This window comes from Luteimonas sp. MC1828 (assembly GCF_016461615.1).
Lineage (GTDB): Bacteria > Pseudomonadota > Gammaproteobacteria > Xanthomonadales > Xanthomonadaceae > Luteimonas.
This window is the reverse complement of sequence record NZ_JAEMNY010000001.1, coordinates 1,219,155-1,236,952: the sequence shown is the minus strand read 5'-3', so window position 1 is coordinate 1,236,952 and position 17,798 is coordinate 1,219,155. Positions and strand designations below refer to the sequence as shown.

The window sequence follows — 17,798 nt, the reverse complement described above, 5'->3', positions numbered from 1 at the left end:
GGGCTACTGCGGCATGCCGCGCGGCAGCTGCAGGTTGAAGGTGGTGGTTCCATCCACGGATTCCGCGCGGATGACGCCGGCATGGGCTTTCACGATCTGGCTCACGATGAACAGCCCGAGCCCCAGGCTTGCCTGCTCCAGTTCGCCGCCGGACACGCCGCCGCGCCGCAGCGGCTCGAACATCAGGTCGAGCGTCTCGCGCGGGATCGGGTCGCCCGTATTGGCGACGGCCAGCGCGGCGTTGGCGCCATCCTCGCGGAGTACCACGCGGATCTCCGCATCCTCCGCGCCGTACTTGCGGGCGTTGACCACCAGGTTGGCCAAGGCCTCGCGGATGCTGCCGGCGTCGAACATGCCGCGCATGGCGTCCGGCCCATCGAAGCGGATGCGCGTTGCCGGCATCGCGGCCCGCAGCTGCTCGATCTCGTCGCGGCATGCCTGCGCGAGGTCGATGTCTTCCTTCGTGATCTCGAAGCCGATCCCGAACTGCGAACGGTTGTAGACCAGCAGCTTGTCCAACAGCTGGTTCATGCTCTCGCCGCTGCGGATCAGCCGCTGCGCGGCCTTGGCAAGCGGGGCATCGATCGCCATCCGCGCGATGTGTTCCGAGGTCAGCATGATGGCCGTGAGCGGGCTGCGCAGGTCGTGGCCCAGCACGCCCAGGAAGATGTTGCGCCAGCGCTCCACTTCGTCGGCGTAATGGCTGACCGACTCGGCAATCGCCTCGTCGATCGCCTCGTTGAAGCGGGTGATCTCGCGCGCGGCCCCGGGTGGCTGGCTGGCGTCGTCCGCCCACGCCCGCAACACCGATGCGCGCATGGCGCGGTACTCGGCCACCAGGCTCGATATGCTGAAACCACTGTGCGCACGATGCAGCGCGTGGGTGGCGGCCGCCGACTTCGAGTGGCCTGCCGACATCGGCACATGGCCTTCGGACTTGGCGATTTCCTCGGCGCGCGTCTGCGCCGTACGCAGGTCGCTGACGATGGCCTGGATGATCTCGGGGAGGTGGTCGCGCAACGTGACGTCGTCGAGTGGCGTGTCCACGTCGATCGATCTGGCGAAGGTGATGGCCTGCTCGACGATCGTTTCGACGCGTTGTTCGATGAAGTCCGCCAGCCCGCTCTGCATGCCGTGTGTCCGTTTCGTGATCCCCGAACGCATCCTACGCCCTTGCCACGCGTAGCGACCCCAGGTGGGTGAGGTAGAGACGCATGTCGAACTCGAGCTGGTGGTAGTCCGGCTCCATGTGCATGCACAGCTGGTAGAAGGCCTTGCCGTGGTCCGACTCTTTCACGTGCGCCAGTTCATGGACCACGATCACGCGCAGGAACGCCGCGGGCGCATCGCGGAACACGCTGGCGATGCGGATCTCGCGGCTTGCCTTGAGCCGGCTGCCCTGCACCCGGGAAATGGTGGTGTGCGTGCCTAGCGCCTGCTTCAGCACCTGCAGCCGGTTGTCATAGAGCACCTTGTCCAGTGGCGCCGACTTGCGCAGATGGCGGTCCTTGAGGGCCTGCACGTAGTCGTAGAGCTGGCCGTCGCTGCGCACGGTGTGCGGCTCGGGATATTTGCCGGCGAGCAGTGCGCCGAGCCGGTCCTGGTCGATGAGCTCGCGCACCTGGGTTTGCAGGTGCTGGGGGTAGCCGGCGAGGTATTTGAGCGGTTGCATGGAGGGGAGGCGGGCTGCAGAAGGACGGTCGAAACGAGGGCCAGTATGGGCTGAACGAAGACCTGGTCACGCATGCCGAACGGCGCAGGATGCCGCTGACTCACGTCGGGTGGACAACGCTGAACCCGCGCATGCCGACGTTCCCGCGGTCGATGCGGCTTTCACGCACGCCTGTTCATAGTCTGGCGCACAACGGAATCCGCACTCCCCGGGGCCCAGTCCGATGCCAAACCCAGAAGTTCCCACCGACTGCAATGACGCGCGCGTTTCCACCGGCAACGCCGGCCTAGACGACATCCTTGGCGGCGGGCTCGACGCCGACCGGATGTACCTCTACGAAGGCCGCCCCGGTGCGGGCAAGACCACGTTGGCGCTGGAGTTCCTGCTCGACGGCGCGCGGCGCGGCGAGCGCGTGCTCTACATCACCCTGTCGGAAACCGAGCGCGAACTGCAGCTGGTGGCGCGACGCCACGGATGGGACCTCACGGGCGTCGAGATCGTGGAGCTGGTGCCGTCCGAGACGATGCTCGACCAGAGCCAGGAGATCACACTGCTGCAACCGGCAGAGATTGAGCTGGGCGAGACCACGCGGCTGATCCTCGAGCAGGTGAGTGCCGTCAACCCCAGCCGGGTGGTCGTCGACAGCCTGTCGGAACTGCGCCTGCTGGCGCAGAGTTCGCTGCGCTACCGCCGCCAGGTGCTGGCGCTGAAGCAGTTCTTCGCCAACCGCAACTGCACGGTGGTGCTGCTGGACGACATGACATCGCAGCAGAACGACCTGCAGCTGCATTCGATCTCGCACGGCGTGGTGCTGCTGGAGCAGTTGGCCATCGATTACGGCGCCGAGAGACGGCGGCTGCGCGTGATCAAGATGCGCGGCATCGAGTTCCGCGGCGGCTTCCACGACATCAAGATCGTCAGGGGCGGCATCGAGGTTTATCCACGGCTGGTCGCGTCCGACCACCAGTCCGAGTTCTCGGGTGATTTCACCCCCAGCGGCAACGGTGAACTGGACAAGTTGCTGGGCGGCGGGCTGGAACGCGGCACCAACGCCCTGCTGATCGGCGCCGCGGGCGTGGGCAAGTCTTCGCTGGCGCTGACCTACGCCATCACCGCGGCGCAGCGCGGCGAGCGCAGCGCGATCTTCGCGTTCGACGAGGGGCGCGGCACCATCGAAGCGCGCTCCAGGGCGCTGGGCCTGGACCTGGCGTCGGCGATCGACACCGGTCTGGTCCTGTTCCAGCAGATCGATCCCGCGGAGATGTCGCCCGGTGAGTTCGCGGCCATCGTGCGCAGGCGCGTCGAGTGCGACGGCGCGCGGATGGTGGTGATCGACAGCCTCAATGGCTATCTCAACGCGATGCCGGACGGGCGCTTTCTGATCCTGCAGATGCACGAACTGCTCACCTACCTCGCCCAGCAGGGCGTGGTGACCATCCTGGTCCTCGCCCAGCACGGCATGGTCGGGCCGGTCGAGGCGCCGCTGGACATCAGCTACCTGAGCGATGCGGTGGTGATGCTGCGGTACTTCGAGCATGCCGGGGTGGTGCGGCGTGCGGTGTCGGTGGTGAAGAAGCGCAGCGGTTTCCACGAACACACGATCCGCGAGTTCCAGCTGGGCACGCGGGGCGTGGTGGTGGGGCCGCCGCTGAAGGAGTTCAGCGGCGTCCTCTCCGGAATGCCGACCTATACCGGCGGCAGTGCCCCGCTGCTGCCTGGTGACGCCTGTGCCGCGGACTGAAGCCGCGGCGCATCCGGTCCTGGTCTTCGCCCCCACGGGGCGCGACGCGGCCGTCGCATGCGACCTGCTGCATCGCGCGGGCATCACCACTCGCACCTGCCCGGAGTACGCGATGTTCGTTGCCGGCCTCGACACCGCCGCCGCGGTGTTCGTGGCCGAGGAAGGCCTGATCGGGCAGCCGCTCGATGCGCTGTCGGACTGGATCCGCCGCCAGCCGCCATGGTCCGACCTGCCGTTCGTGATGCTCACCAGCCAACGCGACCATCCCAAAGTGTCGGCCTGGCGGCAGCAGCAGATCGAGCGGCTCGGCAATGTCGCGCTGATCGAGCGGCCGGTGCAGCCCCTCACCCTGGTGAGCGTGGTGCAGGCGGCGCTGCGCGCGCGCAAGCGGCAGCTGGAGATCCGCGCACTGCTGGAGGCGCGCGAGGCGGCCGCTGCGACCCTCGAAGAGCAGGTGCAGGACCGGACATCGGAACTGCGCGACGTCAACGCCCGGTTGCGCGGGGAAATGGCCGAGCGCGCGCGCGTCGAGGACTCGCTGCGGCATGCGCAGAAGATGGAGGCGCTGGGCCAGCTGACCGGTGGCGTGGCGCACGATTTCAACAACCTGCTGATGGTCATCACGGCAGGCCTGGACATGCTGGAGCGGCAGCAGCATCCGGTGCGCCGGCAGCGGTTCATGGGCGCAATGCGCCAAGCCTCCGAGCGTGGCGCGGCGCTGACGCGGCAGCTGCTGACGTTCTCGCGCAGCCATGCGTTGCGGCCGGAGACGATCGACCTGGCGAAGCTGATCGGCGACATGCGCGAGCTGCTCGATCGCAGCCTGCGCGGCGATGTCGACGTGGACGTGCAATTGGCCGCGGACCTGTGGCCGGTGTTCGTCGATGCCGGGGAATTCGAGCTGGCCATCCTCAACCTCGCCGTCAATGCGCGCGATGCGATGGACGGCAGCGGCCGGATCACCATCACCGGCGAGAACGTGGTCGAACACGACACCGCCCATGCGACGGAACTGGTCCGCCTGGTCGTGCGCGACACCGGCACCGGCATGACGGAGGCGGTCAAGGCGCGCGTGTTCGAGCCGTTCTTCACCACCAAGGACGTCGGCAAGGGATCCGGGCTCGGGCTTGCGCAGGTCTATGGCGTCGCCAAGCAGTCCGGTGGGCGGGTCGTCATCGACTCGGTGGTCGGGCAGGGCACCGCGATCACGCTGCTGCTGCCGCGGTCACGGCAGGCCGTGACGGCGAACGGCGCGAGCGTGCCGGCGGTGGATTCGCCCGCGTCGGCGCACGACCAGTGCGTGCTGCTGGTGGAGGACGATGCCGAGGTGGCCACACTCGTGGAGGAGATGCTGCGCGTCATCGGCTACGACGTGGTGCACGCGCTGAGCGCGAAGGCGGCGCTGGGCGCGCTCGCCGACAGGCGCAGGATCGACCTGGTGTTCTCGGACATCATGATGCCCGGTGGCACCGACGGGATCGAGCTGGCGCGGGAAATCCGGCGTCGCAGGCCCGGGTTGCCGGTCTTGCTGACCAGCGGATTTTCGGGATCCGCCGGCGGTGAGGCGCAGGCACTGGACATCCCGGTGTTGCGCAAGCCCTACGCCATCGAGGAGCTGCGCATCGCGGTGCAAGGACAGGTGGGGACGCGTGCCGCCGATGCGCGGTTCACGCGTTAGCGGTCTCGCGGGCGGGTTCATCGCCGGGGGGCAATGTGACCACGAACGTGCTTCCGAGACCATTGCCGCCGCTGCTGGCCTCCACCGTGCCGCCGTGGGATTCGACCAGTTCGCGCACGATGGCCAAACCGATGCCGAGGCCTCCGGGGCGAAGCGCGGCCGCGACAGGGTCCTGCACGAAGATGTCGAAGATGTGAGGCAGTGCGCCGGGGGGTATGCCCATGCCGGTGTCGTGCACGCTGACCGTGAGCGCGCCGGGAGACCGCGCCGCGGCCAGGCTGATGCGGCCGCCCTCCTGCGTGTACTTCGACGCATTGTCGAGCAGGTTGGTGAACACCTGGACAAGGCGGGTACGGTCGGCGTGCAGCGGCATGGCATCACCGGGCGGCAGGTCGACCAGCAGCTGCTGCTGCCGTGACTCGATCGTCGGACGGCAAGTCAACAGCGCTGTCTCGAGCACCGAGGCCAGGTCGGTGTCCGCGCACTCGAGGCGGAGTTTTCCGCTGACCACCCGCGAGCCGTCGACGAGATCGTCGACCAGCCGGGCGATGTGGACGACCTCGGCTTCGATGATGTCGCGGAGCCGGGTGAACCGCACCAGGTCGTCGCGGGCGCTGCCGAGCATGCCCGCCGCAAGCCTGATCGGGGTGAGCGGGTTGCGCAGTTCATGCGCGGCCGTCGCCATCGAGCCGAGCGCGCGCGCGTGCGCGTCGACCGCGAGCGTCTGCTGCGCCTGTGCAAGCAGGGCGGACGCGACCAGCAGGCCGTTGGCTTCCTGCAGCGCCTCGTGCCGCGCGCGCGTGCCGGCGTGGCCGGGGAGTCGCCGTTCAGCGGGGGGGCTGGCAGCTCCCACGTGGACGATCGGCGCACCATCGGCGTCGCGATCGACGTCGTGGCAGAACTCGTAGCCGCCCGGCCCGTGGCGCTTGGCGCGATACATCGCCGCATCGGCACATGCGATCAGGGCGGCCGGGTCGGTGGCATCGTCGGGGTAGAAGGCCACCCCGATACTCGCGGACAGCTCGACCACGTGGCCCGCGATCGACTCCGGCTCTGCCAGCACATCCAGCAGGGTTTCCACGATGCGCGGCACGTCGTCCGTCGACGCCAGGTCGTCGAGCAGCACCAGGAATTCCTCGCCGCCATGGCGCCCCACGGTGTCGGTCTCGCGGACGCTCGCCTCCAGCCGCCGTGCCACGCACTGCAGAACGCCGTCGCCAACCGAGTGGCCGTAGGTGTCGTTGATCTGCTTGAAACGGTCGATGTCGATGAACAGCACCGCGAGGTGCGTGCGCCGCCGCTGCGCCGATGCCAGCGCAATGGGCAGCCGATCGCGCATCGAGGCCCGGTTGGGGAGATCGGTCAGCGGGTCCCGCTGGCCGGCGCGGGCCGCCTCGTCACGGTGGCGTTCCGCCGCTTCGGCAACCAGTTGCGCCCGCAGTGCCGCGAGCACCAGTTGCCCGTTGGCTTCGAGCAGGTCGCTGTCGTTGTGCAGCGGCACGCGGTCGCGCAAGGTGGCGAGCACCGCCTCCAGTCCGGCGACCTCCGCGCGCAGCAGTGCGGCGTGCGCCTCCAGCGTCGCCAGCGACTTCGTCGCCGCCGCAACACCGCGCGCAGTGGAACCCGGGCCGGTCATCTGCAACCCGCCGGCCGCGGCGCGTTCATCCCCGCGGCACGCCCACCGGCGCGGCCTCGATTGCCCGCGTCGGGCGACCACCCAGCAGGCCCTCGTAGCCGGCCAGGCGTGGACCCAGCTGCAGGCCGTGTTCGTCGATGTCGAACAGGCGCAGGTCGTGCGAGTGCGCGCTGCCGCGGACCTTGACCACGGCGAGCACGCGCTCCAGGCGGCTGTCCACTTCGATGTAGCGCTGCACGATGATCGCGTCGGTGAGGAACGCCGTGCCATAGGGACTGAAGCTGAGCTGGTTGTAGCGGTCCTCGAGTTCGGAGGTCATCAGCACCGTGGCGCCGGTATCCGCGAGCGCCGATACCAGTCGCGCGAGCGACTCGCGGAAGTCTTCGCGGAAGGTCGGGGCGAGCGCGAGCTCGAAGCCCGACAGCGAATCGATGACCACGCGCGTCGCCTTCAGCCGCTGCACTTCGTCAATCAGCAGCATGGCGATCTCGTCCACCGACAGCGTGGTGGCGCGGGAGTCGACGACGCCGACACGGCCGTCCCCGATCAGGGCCGAGATCACCGCACCGCGCGACTGCCGGGAGCGCTGCTCGAACGCCGCGATCACGCCGGTCTCGCCCTGGCGTGCGCCCTCGGCCAGGAACGCCGCGGCGAGGATGCTCTTGCCCGAGCCCGAGGGCCCGGCGACCAGCAGCGAATACCCGCGCGGCAGTCCGCCGCCCAGCATGTCGTCCAGGCCGGGCACGCCCACGCTGAGGCGTTCCTGCAGGGCTGGAACCGTGCTGTCGAGCGTAATGGGCGCGAGCCGTGGCGGTGGAAACACTTGCAGCCCCGCCTGCGTGATGCGGAACGTATGCAGCCCGGGCAACGTCGGCTGCCCGCGCATCTTCACGATTTCGAGCTTGCGCACCACCGAGTTGCGCTCCGCGCTCTGGCGCAGCCAGATCAGGCCATCGGCCACGGTGAAGATCGGGTTGGGGTCGTTGTCGCTGAAGTATTCGCCCAGCAGGAACGTCGTGGCCTCCCAGCTGGTCAGCAGGATCCCCAGCTGCTGGATGAATTCCTGCAGCGTCAGGAAGGTGTCGCCATTGCCCTGGCTTGCAAGGATCACCGAGCGGAACGAATCCACGAACACGAAGCCGGGCGCGTGGGTGCGTACCTCGTCGACAATGCGCGCAAGCACCTTGTCCAGATCGCCGTTGGCGGTGTCGTCGGCCAGGTTGACGAAGCGGATCGACGAGTTGATCCGCTCCGCATCGAAGAAGTCGAACTGCTGCTGGTAGCGCAGCATCTTCAGCGCTGGCTCGCCGAGCACGGTGAAATACAGCGCCGGCCGCTCCGGCGTCGCCATCGCGAACATCATCTGGTGCGCGAGGGTTGTCTTGCCCGCGCCCGGCGACCCGGCGATGAGGTTGAACGAGAATTCCGGGATGCCACCCCCGAGGACGTCGTCAAGGCCTTTGACACCGGTGGCCAAGCGTCGGATGGTCGCGTTCTGGGTGTTCATTGGGCAGTGTCCTGTCGGGTGGGGCCGGCGGACGGGACGTCCCAGATCGGCTGCAGCAAGCGCCCGGTGAGCGATGCGCCAATCAAGGTGACCAGCAGGCGGTCGAAGGTTTCAAAGAGGGTGGTGATCGCCGCGATCGCGTCGTCCACGGAGTGTTCGGAGGCGACGCGGGCCAGCGAGGAGAAGACCGCCGGCTCGCCGTCCAGGCCAAGTGCCTGCGCGAGCCACTGGTGCTGCCGTGCAGCGAGGTGCAGTGCTCGTTCGTACAGCGCGGACATGCCGCGCTGGCCGATGATGGGGACGAGCGCGCGCGCCACGTCGGTCCACAGGGCCTCCGTGCGTGCCGCAATGGCGTCCATGCCGCTGCCCTCGGCCGCGATGCGGCGCAGGACGCTGTCCACCTGGTGCACTTTGGGTTGCATCTGCCGCCCGGAGTCCCGCGCATGCGGATTGTTGCATCGTACGCTTTCGCGCAGGTGGTCGCTGATCGCGTGGATACGCGGGTCCCGCATGTCACTTGGGATTGGCTTCCTCCAGCACGCTGATGAGCTGATGGATGCGATACGGCTTGGGCAGGAAGCGCGTGCCTTCAGGTATCTGCGGCAGCTGCGATCGCTGGTAGCCCGACACAAGCACGAGGTTGGCGAGGGGTTGCACCTTGGCGGCTTCCGCGGCCACCTCGATGCCCGAGATGCCGTGCGGCATGCTCACGTCGGTGATCACGTGGTCAAAGCGCGCTTCGCCGTTCAGCTCGGCGATCGCCTCCTTGCCGTTGGACGCCGTGGTGACGTCGTAGCCGAGGTCGGAGAGTGCATCGCAGATGAGGAAGCGCAGGTCGTCTTCATCTTCGACGAGCAAGACGCGGGAAGAGGGCATCAAGGGTTCTCGCAAACGGGAAGGTAGATGGAGACGGTTGTGCCGCCGTCGGGCAGGCTGTGCAATTCGGTGAAGCCACCGGATTGCGACGCGAAGCCGAACACCTGGCTCAAGCCCAGGCCGCTGCCGCGACCCACGTCCTTGGTGGTGAAGAACGGCTCGAACACGCGCGCCTGGTGTTCGGTGGCGATGCCGCAGCCATTGTCGGCGACCTCCGTACACACGAAAAGCCGCTCCTGCTGAGGCGCTTCCGCGGGCAGGTGCGCGCGCTTGAGCGAGGTGGACAGGCGGATGTGGCCGCCGTGGGCCATGGCGTCGCGGCTGTTGCTCACGAGGTTGAGGATCGCCGCCTCGAACTGGCTGCGGTCGATCTCCACCATCGGCAGCGCGGGTGCCAGGTCGAGGGTGAGCTGCATCAGGTCGGTGGCCGCCCTGCCCAGCAGTTCCCGGTTCGCGACGATGAGCGCATTGAGGTCGAGCGCCTCGGCAATCAGCACCTGGCCGCGTCCGAACGTCAGCAGCTGCCTGGTCAGCAGCACGCCACGGTCCGAGGCGCGCATGGCTGTTTCCAGCAGGCGCGTGATCCTCGGGTCCTGGGTGCGGCCGCCGATGACATCGAGGCTGTTGACGACCACCGTGAGCAGGTTGTTGAAGTCGTGGGCCAGGCCCAGCGTCAGCAGGCCGATGGCCTCGAGCTTCTGCGACTCCATCAGCGCCACCTGCGCGGCTTGCAGGCGCTGTTCGGATTCAAAACGCTCGGTGATGTCGCGGGTGATCTTGGCAAAGCCGATCAGCTCGCTGCCATTCCAGATCGGGTCGATGACCACGCTGGCAAGGAAGCGCGTGCCGTCCTGGCGCACCCGCCATCCTTCGGCGGAAAAGCGCCCTTCGGCGGCCGCGGTCTGGAGGTTGCGTAGCGGAACGCCGGCACCGGCTTCCTCGTCGGTGTAGAACCTGCTGAAGTGCGTGCCGATGACCTGTTCGGGCTGGTATCCCTTGATGCGGATGCCACCCGGGTTCCACGTCCGCACGTATCCGTTCGCGTCGAGCATGTAGATGGCGTAGTCGGTGACCGAGTTGACCAGCAAAGCGAACTGGCGCGGCTCGTCCGCGAGGTCCACCGGCGGCGCTGGATTGTGGTTGGGCGGCATGGATTCCCCTCTGGACGCGCACACTAGTATTCCCGGCGTTAACGCCCCGTCACACCACGATGGCCGGGTCACGCGGTGTTGATCGACGTTGACGGAAGGTGGGGCTACCCCTTCAACGGAGCCCCACATGACCCTGGTCCCCACAGACACCCTGGTTGTCGTCGCCGACGGCGCAGGCGCGCGTGTATTCCTCAACCGTGGCGATGAACGCGCGCCAGCCCTGCATCAATTCGAGATGCTGGAGCTGATGAACATGGACGATGACGGCCCGTCGGGCAGCATGCCGCACGAGTCCACCGCCAGCCAGGTCGACGAGGCCACGTTCACCAAACAGCTGGCGCTGGCCCTCAACGAGGGCGCGTTGAAGCAGCAGTACGAGCATCTCGTGCTGATCGCCGATCCCGCGACGCTCGGGCGCATCCGCCCGCTTCTCCACAAGGAGGTGCAGCAGCGCCTCATCGCCGAGATCGGCAAGACACTCACCAACTCCCCGCTTGCAGACATCGAGCGCGCGCTGAAGGCGCCGTAAGGCTCAGCGAGGGGTGTGCAGCCGGAAGGCGTCGCAGGTGTCGAGTTCGGCGACGACGTGCGCGGCGCGGCGAACGGAGAGCGTGCGCTGCGCGCGCCATTCGGGCAGCGCACTTCCGTCCGGTCCGATGCCGATACCAGCTTCCCAGTACGCGATGTACGCCGCGCCTTCGATGCCGGGGAAGTGCTCACCCACGCCGGCCGCTGCATCCAGTGCGCGCTGCCAGCCGTTGCCACTGGCGAGGGCCAGCAGCAGCCCGGCTGCGCGCGCATCGAGCGGGCGATAGGCGGCAACGCGCAGCCTGCCGTCGCTGCACGGCGCAAGTGCGGCGAGCAGGGATCCGTTGCGCTGGAGGGTGATGATCGGGCCATCCAGGTCCACCGGTCCCAACTCGAGCCACCAGTGGTCGCCTGCGGCGAAGCCCACGCCACCACCGTCGTCCACTGCGAGCAGTTCGGCCAGCCGCGCCATCGCGGGTTCAAGGCGTTCGTGGTTGGCCTTGGCACCGGCCGCGAGCCGCTGCAGGCCGTGCAGCATGTCGGCCAGCGGCAGCGCGCCATCGTTGGCCACCGCCGCCTGGAACGCAGGCAGCGCGACCGGATAGGGGATGGCGGGAAGGCCGAGCCCGCTGAGTGCATCGGCCTGGGGGTGGAGTTCGATCATCGGTTGCATGGCGCCTATTGTCGGCGGCGCCGTCGCATGTGGTGTGACTGGGCGATGACCCCTTCATGCAACGGGTGCTCCGCGCACCTTGCGCCGCGAACTTGCGGATCGGGATGAATGCCCTTGACCTGGGTCAGGGTTGCCGGTGGCGTGCCGCGGATAATCATCATCATCATGAAGCGTCGTGCAGTGCAGCGCTGGATGGCCCGGTTCGGACTGGCGGCAGCGCTGTTGTTGCTGCTCGTGCCCACGACGGGACGCCTGGTGCAGGCAGCGGCAAACGGCGGAGCAGGCCACGCCGCGGAGTACCCCGCACACGATGCACATCCCCACGCCGGAGGCGCGCAGCACCGCGCGCGAGGCGACCGGGGCGGGGCGCCCGCGCTCCCGGCAGCCGACAACCAGGACTGCCACTACTGCACGCTGCTGGCATCGATTGCAGCCCTGTCGCATGCAGGCCCGTCTGCGGCAGCCGTCGTGCCAGCCGAGCCTGCACGGCCGCGCAGCACGTTCCGGTTGCGCTGGCTGCATCCCAACGGACTCGGCTCGCGCGGCCCGCCGCTCCACGGCTGATCGTCGCCCCCGCGCGCCGGTGCACGCCGCGCCGCGCATCTGAAGCCTCCTGTTTCCATGGAATCCTGCCATGACGATCCCCTGTTGCCCGATGATCCGTCCCTGCTGCCTGTTCGTGGCCATCGCCGCCGCGCTGGCGAGCCCCGCGATCCTTGCAAGTCCCGACCAGTCGGCGGATACGCCGCGCACGGTCGACTTCGATGCCGTCGTCGTCACCGCCGCGGCGCCGGTGTCCGCGCTGACTTATGAAACCGATCCCGGCATCCCGCGCCAGCCGATCCCGGCCAGCGACGGCGCCGATTACCTCAAGACGATTCCCGGCTTCACCGCAGTGCGCAACGGCGGCAGCAACGGCGACCCGGTGCTGCGCGGCATGTTCGGCTCGCGCCTGAACCTCCTGACCAACGACGGCGCCATGCACGGTGCGTGCCCGTCGCGCATGGACAACGCCATGTCGTACATCGCGCCCGACACCTACGACCGGCTGGTGGTCACCAAGGGACCGCAGACGGTGCTGTGGGGGCCGGGCGCGTCGGCGGGCACGGTGCGTTTCGAGCGCGACCGCGAGCACTTCACCGATCCTGCGTTCAAGGTCTCCGCCAGCGCGCTGGGCGGCAGCTTCGGACGCAACGACCAGGTGCTGGATGCCCTGTACGGTGCGCGCCCCGGCTATGCGCGGCTGACCGCCAACCGCTCCGAGTCGGGCGACTACCGCGATGGCGACGGGCGCACGGTCGGCTCGGCCTGGAGGAAATGGAACACCGACGTCGCGTTCGGGTGGACGCCGGACGAGGACACGCTGTTCGAGCTCGGCGTGGGCACGGGCGACGGCCAGGCGCGCTACGCGACGCGCGGCATGGATGGCGCCAGCTTCAGGCGCAACAACTACAACCTGCGCTTCGAGAAGGCCGACATCGGCGAACGACTCGCGAAGCTCGAGGCGACCGCATTCCACAACAGTGCCGACCATGTGATGGACAACTACAGCCTGCGCGAGCCCAGTCCGGATGGCCCGATGCCGATGGCGATGGCGTCCAACGTGGAGCGCCGCACCGAAGGCGGTCGCGTGGCGGCGACCTGGCGCGGCGACAGCTTCGAACTGGTCACCGGCATGGACCTGCAGGACAGCCGCCACCGCCGACGCAGCGCGATGGGGCGGGGCGCGTACGCCGCGCGGCCGTGGATGACGGACGCGCGCTTCGAAGGGCTGGGCGCGTTTGCCGAAGGCACGCTGTTCCAGGGCGATCGCAGCCGCTGGGTGGCAGGCGCGCGCATCGACCGCTCCGAAGCCACCGACGAACGCGCCACGGTGTCCGGCGGGCACGGCGGCATGGCGATGCCCAACCCGACTGCGGGACAGACCCGCAGCGAGGCGCTGAAGGCGGGATTCCTGCGCTTCGAGCACGACGTGGCGGACGCGCCGGTGACGTGGTTCGCCGGGCTGGGCCATACCGGACGCATGCCCGACTACTGGGAGCTGTTCTCCGCGGACATGGGGCCGATGGGCGCAGCCAACGCCTTTGCCGGCGTGGACACGGAGAAGACCACGCAGCTCGACGCCGGCCTGCAGTACCGCGGCAAGGTGCTGCACGCCTGGGTGTCGGCCTATGCCGGGCGCGTCGACGACTTCATCCAGTTCCGCTACCTCAGCGGCGGCATGCACGACGGCATGAGCCGGGTGTCCAACATCACGGTCGACATCCGGGGCGCGGAGCTGGGCGTGGAGTATCGGCCGCTCGCGGACTGGACGTTCGGCGGCAGCCTCGCCCATGCGCGCGGCGAGGACCGCGACAGCGGCCGTCCGCTGCCGCAGATGCCGCCGCTGGAGGCGCGCGCCAGCGTGGCCTGGGACAACGGCGCGTGGTCGGCCGGCGCGCTGCTGCGCGCGGTCGACGGCCAGGACCGCGTGGCACCGGGTTACGGCAACGTGGTCGGCCAGGACTTCGACGCCAGCAGCGGCTTCGCCACGCTCGCGCTCAATGCCGGGTACCGCTTCAGTGCCAGCCTGCAGCTCACTGCCGGCGTGGACAATGCCTTCGACCGCGCCTTCAGCGAGCACCTGAACCTCGCCGGCAACGCGGACTTCGGCTACCCGGCGGATCCGGTGCGCATCAACGAGCCGGGGCGCACCGCGTGGGTGCGCGTGGACTACCGCTACTAGGGGGCGATTTCGAATTTTCCATACGCAAGCGGACGGAGTTTTCTTGACCGCAGTCAGCGAGACATCCGTGCAGTAAGGCAAACTACATGGTTTCCCCACACGGTCCAGTCCATGTCACGGCCTGCTTCACTCGATAAATCCCAGTTGCTCGAATGCGCCCGCGGTGAAATGTTCGGCCCCGGCAATGCGCGCCTCCCCTCGCCGCCGATGCTGATGTTCGATCGCATCACGCACATCAGTGACACCGGTGGTGGCTTCGGCAAGGGCCAGATCGTCGCGGAGCTCGACATCAGCCCCGACCTCTGGTTCTTCGCCTGCCATTTCGAAGGCGACCCGGTGATGCCCGGCTGCCTGGGCCTGGACGCCATGTGGCAGCTGGCCGGCTTCTACCTGCCGTGGCTCGGCGAGCCCGGTCGCGGCCGCGCGCTCGGCGTCGGCGGGGTGAAGTTCACCGGCCAAGTGCTGCCCACCGCCAAGGTGGTGCGCTACGAGATCGACGTGAAGCGCGTCATGCGTGGCCGCCTGGCGCTGGTCATCGCGGATGGCCGCACCTATGTCGACGACCGCCTGATCTATGAGGCCGACGGACTGCGCGTCGGCCTGTTCCAGTCCGTGGAGGGCTTCTGATGAAACGCGTGGTTGTTACCGGAATGGGCATCGTGTCGCCGCTCGGCAACGACACGGCGACAGTGGCGTCCGCGCTGCGCGAGGGCCGCAGCGGCCTGCACGTGGTGCCGGAGCAGGTCGAGTTCGGCCTGCGCAGCCATGTCGCCGGCACCTGCACGATCGACCTTGAAGCCGAAATCGACCGCAAGCTGCGGCGCTTCATGGGCGACGCGGCTGCGTATTCGTACGTGGCCATGCGCGATGCGATCGCCGATGCCGGCCTGTCGGACGAGGCGGTGCGCGATCCGCGCACGGGCCTGATCGCGGGCTCCGGCGGCGGTTCGCCGCAGTGGCAGATCGAAACCGGCGACCTGCTGCGCAACAAGGGCGTGCGCAAGATCGGTCCGTACATGGTGCCGCGCACGATGTGCTCGACGGTGTCGGCCAACCTGGCCACGGCGTTCGGCATCCGCGGCGTGAGCTATTCGCTGTCCGCGGCGTGCGCGACCTCCGCGCACTGCATCGGTGCGGCGGCCGACATGATCCGCCACGGTGTGCAGGACGTGGTCTTCGCCGGCGGCGGCGAGGAGCTGCACTGGGGCATGACCAGCCAGTTCGATGCCATGGGCGCGCTGTCCACGCACCACAACGAGGCGCCGGAGCAGGCATCGCGTCCGTACGACGAGGCGCGCGACGGTTTCGTCATCGGTTCCGGCGCGGGCATGCTGGTGCTCGAGGATTACGAGCATGCGGTGGCGCGTGGTGCGCGGATCCATGCGGAGCTGGTCGGCTATGGCGTGACCTCCGACGGTGCCGACATGGTGGCGCCGAATGGCGAGGGCGCTGCGCGCTGCATGCGCATGGCGATGGCCGGCCTGGACGGGCAGGGCGTGGGTTCCATCGACTACCTCAACACGCACGGTACGTCGACGCCGTTGGGCGACATCGTGGAACTCGAGGCGGTGCGCGCCGCGTTCGGCGATGCGGTTCCGCCGCTGTCGTCGACGAAGGCGCTGACGGGGCATTCGCTCGGCGCGGCCAGCGTGCACGAGGCGATCTACAGCCTGCTGATGTTGCAGGGTGGCTTCGTGGCGGCTTCGGCCAACATCACGTCGCTGGATCCGCGCGCCGAGGGCTATCCGATCGTCCGCGAAACCCGCGATGCACCGTTGCGCACGGTGATGTCCAACAGCTTCGGCTTTGGTGGCACCAACGCGACCCTGGTGTTCCGGGCCGTCTGACCGGGCCTTCTCCTGGTTGGTCTTGGCGGAGGGTGTACGGGTACTCCGGGCCTTCTCTTGGTTGGCGGGTCCGGAGGGTGTACGGGTACTCCGCCGGCTGGTCCCCGCTGCATGGGTTGTGGCGGGTTGGGAGGTTGGCGGGTACTGCGCGGCGGGTTCGCAGCGCGGGCCCTTGAGGCCGGCTGCGTACCCGTACACCCTCCGCTGCCACCGGCGCTGCGGCTTGAGGGAAAGCGTCGCGAAGATCGAGTCTTTCTCGCGGCTGACGCATGCCGGGGCAGAGCGGCTGTGCTTTTTCCCGCGGCCGCGAGAAGCGCGCCATGGCGGGTTGGTGGGTGCGCAGTGGGCATAAAGACCCTCGCTGCGACCAAAGTCCCGAGGAAACACCCAGCGATCAAAAAGGGGGTCGCCCACGGAGTACCCACCAATCCGCCAGCCAGCCAGCCAGCCAGCCAGCCAGCCAGCCAGCCAGCCAGCCAGCCAGCCAGCCAACCAGCCAGCCAGCCAGCCAGCCAGCCCTCGGCCCTGCTCTTGCGAACCGAACCGCCAGCCCAGCCAGCCGACGGCGCTGCCCTGAACGTTCAGTGCAAGCGTCACACGGGGTGAGACACGGGGTTGGCATGCTCGGCGGGATGGGATTGTTCGCCTCCCCGCCGCAGGTGCTCATCGACGACGCCGAAGGCGGCATCCGGTACTGGCCGGACTTCGTGGCCCCGGATGTCGCCGATGCCTGGTTCGAAGCGCTGCGGCGCGATGCCGACTGGCACAGCGAACGCCGCCCGATGTACGACCGCGTGGTCGACGTGCCGCGGCTGCTTGCGTCCTACCGCACCGACGCCTTGCCGCCGGCACTGCCGCTCGCGGAGATCCTCGCGCGCGTGCAGGCCGAAGTGCCGGCGCCCTACACCGGCGTGGGCCTCAACCTGTATCGCGACGGCCACGACAGCGTGGCCATGCACAACGACAAGCTGCACACCCTGGTGCCCGGGCACCCGATTGCCCTGGTGTCCCTGGGCGACCCGCGGCGCATGCGCATCCGCGCCAAGGCGGGCCGGCGCGAAGGGCTGACCGTGGAGCTCGACCACGGCAGCCTGCTGGCGATGAGCCACGCCTCGCAGGTGACCCATGAGCACGGCATCCCCAAGACGGTGCGCCCGGTGGGCGCGCGCATAAGCGTGGTGTTCCGCGTTCGCCCGCGCTGATGGCCGGCCGCTGCCATCTGTATGTGTTTCCCTGCCACTGGGAGGACCAGTGCAAGCTCGGATTTTCGCGCGATCCCCTGGCCAGGCTGCGCCAGTTGCATCGCCGCTGGTTCGAGTTCTTCGACCTGAATCGCGGCTGGCTGGTGGAGACCGAGACCGTCCGCGACGCGCGTGACCTCGAGCTGGCGTTGCGCCGGCGCCTCGTCGAGCACAACGCCCCGGCGCCGCTGACCGCGCGGCATGAGGCCGGAGGCCACACCGAGTGGTATCGCGGCGCGGGCGCGCAGCTTGATGCGGCGGTGGCCGCGCTCGGAATCGACGGGTACACGGTGCATGCGCTTCGGCCGTGGCTGCGCGAGGCTCTGCTGGCGCGCAGCGACCAGCTGCACGACTGGGCCGAGGCACAGCTCACGGTGGATGAACTCGAAGGCGTCGCCCGATCCACGCCGGCGCAGGCACACGTCCGCGACGTGCTGGATGCCTACTCGGAGCTCGGCATCGATGTCACGCCATTGCTGCCGGCGCAGGTCGAGCGCTGGTACCGGCGCGGCTGACGTCGCGC

General features: G+C 68.6%; 17 protein-coding genes. 9 read left to right on the top strand and 8 right to left on the bottom strand.

Annotation, left to right across the window (positions count from 1 at the left end; translation table 11 throughout):
• Positions 1-3: 3 nt before the first annotated feature.
• Both JHB91_RS05660 and JHB91_RS05655 read right to left on the bottom strand, forming a co-directional pair.
• Positions 4-1,131 carry a sensor histidine kinase gene (locus JHB91_RS05660; RefSeq protein WP_199472034.1) on the bottom strand — a complete coding sequence of 376 codons (1,128 nt, stop codon included), beginning with the start codon at positions 1,129-1,131 and terminating at the stop codon, positions 4-6.
• A 34-nt stretch (positions 1,132-1,165) separates the two neighbouring features.
• Positions 1,166-1,672: a M48 family metallopeptidase gene (locus tag JHB91_RS05655; protein WP_199472033.1), complete on the bottom strand. Its 507-nt coding sequence runs from the start codon at positions 1,670-1,672 to the stop codon at positions 1,166-1,168.
• A gap of 223 nt (positions 1,673-1,895) precedes the next feature.
• Here JHB91_RS05655 and JHB91_RS05650 point away from each other — a divergent pair, with 223 nt between their 5' ends.
• Positions 1,896-3,413, top strand: a complete 1,518-nt coding sequence (locus JHB91_RS05650; protein WP_199472032.1) for an ATPase domain-containing protein — start codon at positions 1,896-1,898, stop codon at positions 3,411-3,413.
• Complete coding sequence (locus JHB91_RS05645) at positions 3,400-5,091, top strand: ATP-binding protein (RefSeq protein ID WP_199472031.1); 1,692 nt, start codon at positions 3,400-3,402, stop codon at positions 5,089-5,091. The genes JHB91_RS05650 and JHB91_RS05645 overlap by 14 nt, the downstream gene beginning before the upstream one ends.
• Here the strand turns inward: JHB91_RS05645 and JHB91_RS05640 are convergent.
• The 5 genes from JHB91_RS05640 to JHB91_RS05620 form a co-directional block, all read right to left on the bottom strand.
• Positions 5,081-6,727 carry a diguanylate cyclase gene (locus tag JHB91_RS05640; protein WP_199472029.1) on the bottom strand — a complete coding sequence of 549 codons (1,647 nt, stop codon included), beginning with the start codon at positions 6,725-6,727 and terminating at the stop codon, positions 5,081-5,083. The two genes, JHB91_RS05645 and JHB91_RS05640, sit on opposite strands and share 11 nt — an antisense overlap.
• 25 nt (positions 6,728-6,752) lie before the next feature.
• Complete coding sequence (locus tag JHB91_RS05635) at positions 6,753-8,234, bottom strand: ATPase domain-containing protein (protein ID WP_199472027.1); 1,482 nt, start codon at positions 8,232-8,234, stop codon at positions 6,753-6,755.
• Positions 8,231-8,635, bottom strand: a complete 405-nt coding sequence (locus JHB91_RS05630) for a hypothetical protein (protein WP_199472025.1) — start codon at positions 8,633-8,635, stop codon at positions 8,231-8,233. The genes JHB91_RS05635 and JHB91_RS05630 overlap by 4 nt, the downstream gene beginning before the upstream one ends.
• A 112-nt stretch (positions 8,636-8,747) precedes the next feature.
• Positions 8,748-9,110 carry a response regulator gene (locus JHB91_RS05625; RefSeq protein WP_199472023.1) on the bottom strand — a complete coding sequence of 121 codons (363 nt, stop codon included), beginning with the start codon at positions 9,108-9,110 and terminating at the stop codon, positions 8,748-8,750.
• A complete protein-coding gene (locus tag JHB91_RS05620; RefSeq protein ID WP_199472021.1) occupies positions 9,110-10,261 on the bottom strand; it encodes a PAS domain-containing sensor histidine kinase in 1,152 nt (383 codons plus the stop codon). The genes JHB91_RS05625 and JHB91_RS05620 overlap by 1 nt, the downstream gene beginning before the upstream one ends.
• 127 nt (positions 10,262-10,388) lie before the next feature.
• Here JHB91_RS05620 and JHB91_RS05615 point away from each other — a divergent pair, with 127 nt between their 5' ends.
• Complete coding sequence (locus JHB91_RS05615; RefSeq protein ID WP_199472019.1) at positions 10,389-10,790, top strand: host attachment family protein; 402 nt, start codon at positions 10,389-10,391, stop codon at positions 10,788-10,790.
• A 3-nt stretch (positions 10,791-10,793) separates the two neighbouring features.
• Here the strand turns inward: JHB91_RS05615 and JHB91_RS05610 are convergent, their stop codons facing one another.
• Positions 10,794-11,462 (bottom strand): hypothetical protein, encoded by a 669-nt coding sequence (locus JHB91_RS05610; protein ID WP_199472017.1) that lies wholly within the window; start codon positions 11,460-11,462, stop codon positions 10,794-10,796.
• A gap of 165 nt (positions 11,463-11,627) precedes the next feature.
• Between JHB91_RS05610 and JHB91_RS05605 the strand changes: the two genes are divergently transcribed.
• The 6 genes from JHB91_RS05605 (at position 11,628) to JHB91_RS05580 (ending at position 17,790) form a co-directional block, all read left to right on the top strand.
• Positions 11,628-12,026, top strand: coding sequence for a DUF2946 family protein (locus JHB91_RS05605; RefSeq protein ID WP_199472015.1), 399 nt, complete (start codon positions 11,628-11,630; stop codon positions 12,024-12,026).
• 70 nt (positions 12,027-12,096) lie between these two features.
• Complete coding sequence (locus tag JHB91_RS05600) at positions 12,097-14,187, top strand: TonB-dependent copper receptor (RefSeq protein ID WP_233398520.1); 2,091 nt, start codon at positions 12,097-12,099, stop codon at positions 14,185-14,187.
• Between the two features lie 111 nt (positions 14,188-14,298).
• Positions 14,299-14,814 carry a 3-hydroxyacyl-[acyl-carrier-protein] dehydratase FabA gene (gene fabA / locus JHB91_RS05595; protein ID WP_199375340.1) on the top strand — a complete coding sequence of 172 codons (516 nt, stop codon included), beginning with the start codon at positions 14,299-14,301 and terminating at the stop codon, positions 14,812-14,814.
• Positions 14,814-16,034 (top strand): beta-ketoacyl-ACP synthase I, encoded by a 1,221-nt coding sequence (fabB, locus tag JHB91_RS05590; RefSeq protein ID WP_199472013.1) that lies wholly within the window; start codon positions 14,814-14,816, stop codon positions 16,032-16,034. Before fabA ends, fabB begins: the two co-directional genes overlap by 1 nt.
• A gap of 632 nt (positions 16,035-16,666) precedes the next feature.
• Positions 16,667-17,236, top strand: coding sequence for an alpha-ketoglutarate-dependent dioxygenase AlkB (locus JHB91_RS05585; RefSeq protein ID WP_199472664.1), 570 nt, complete (start codon positions 16,667-16,669; stop codon positions 17,234-17,236).
• On the top strand, positions 17,236-17,790 hold the full coding sequence (locus tag JHB91_RS05580; RefSeq protein ID WP_199472012.1) for a GIY-YIG nuclease family protein: 555 nt from the start codon (positions 17,236-17,238) through the stop codon (positions 17,788-17,790). The genes JHB91_RS05585 and JHB91_RS05580 overlap by 1 nt, the downstream gene beginning before the upstream one ends.
• Positions 17,791-17,798: the final 8 nt, after the last annotated feature.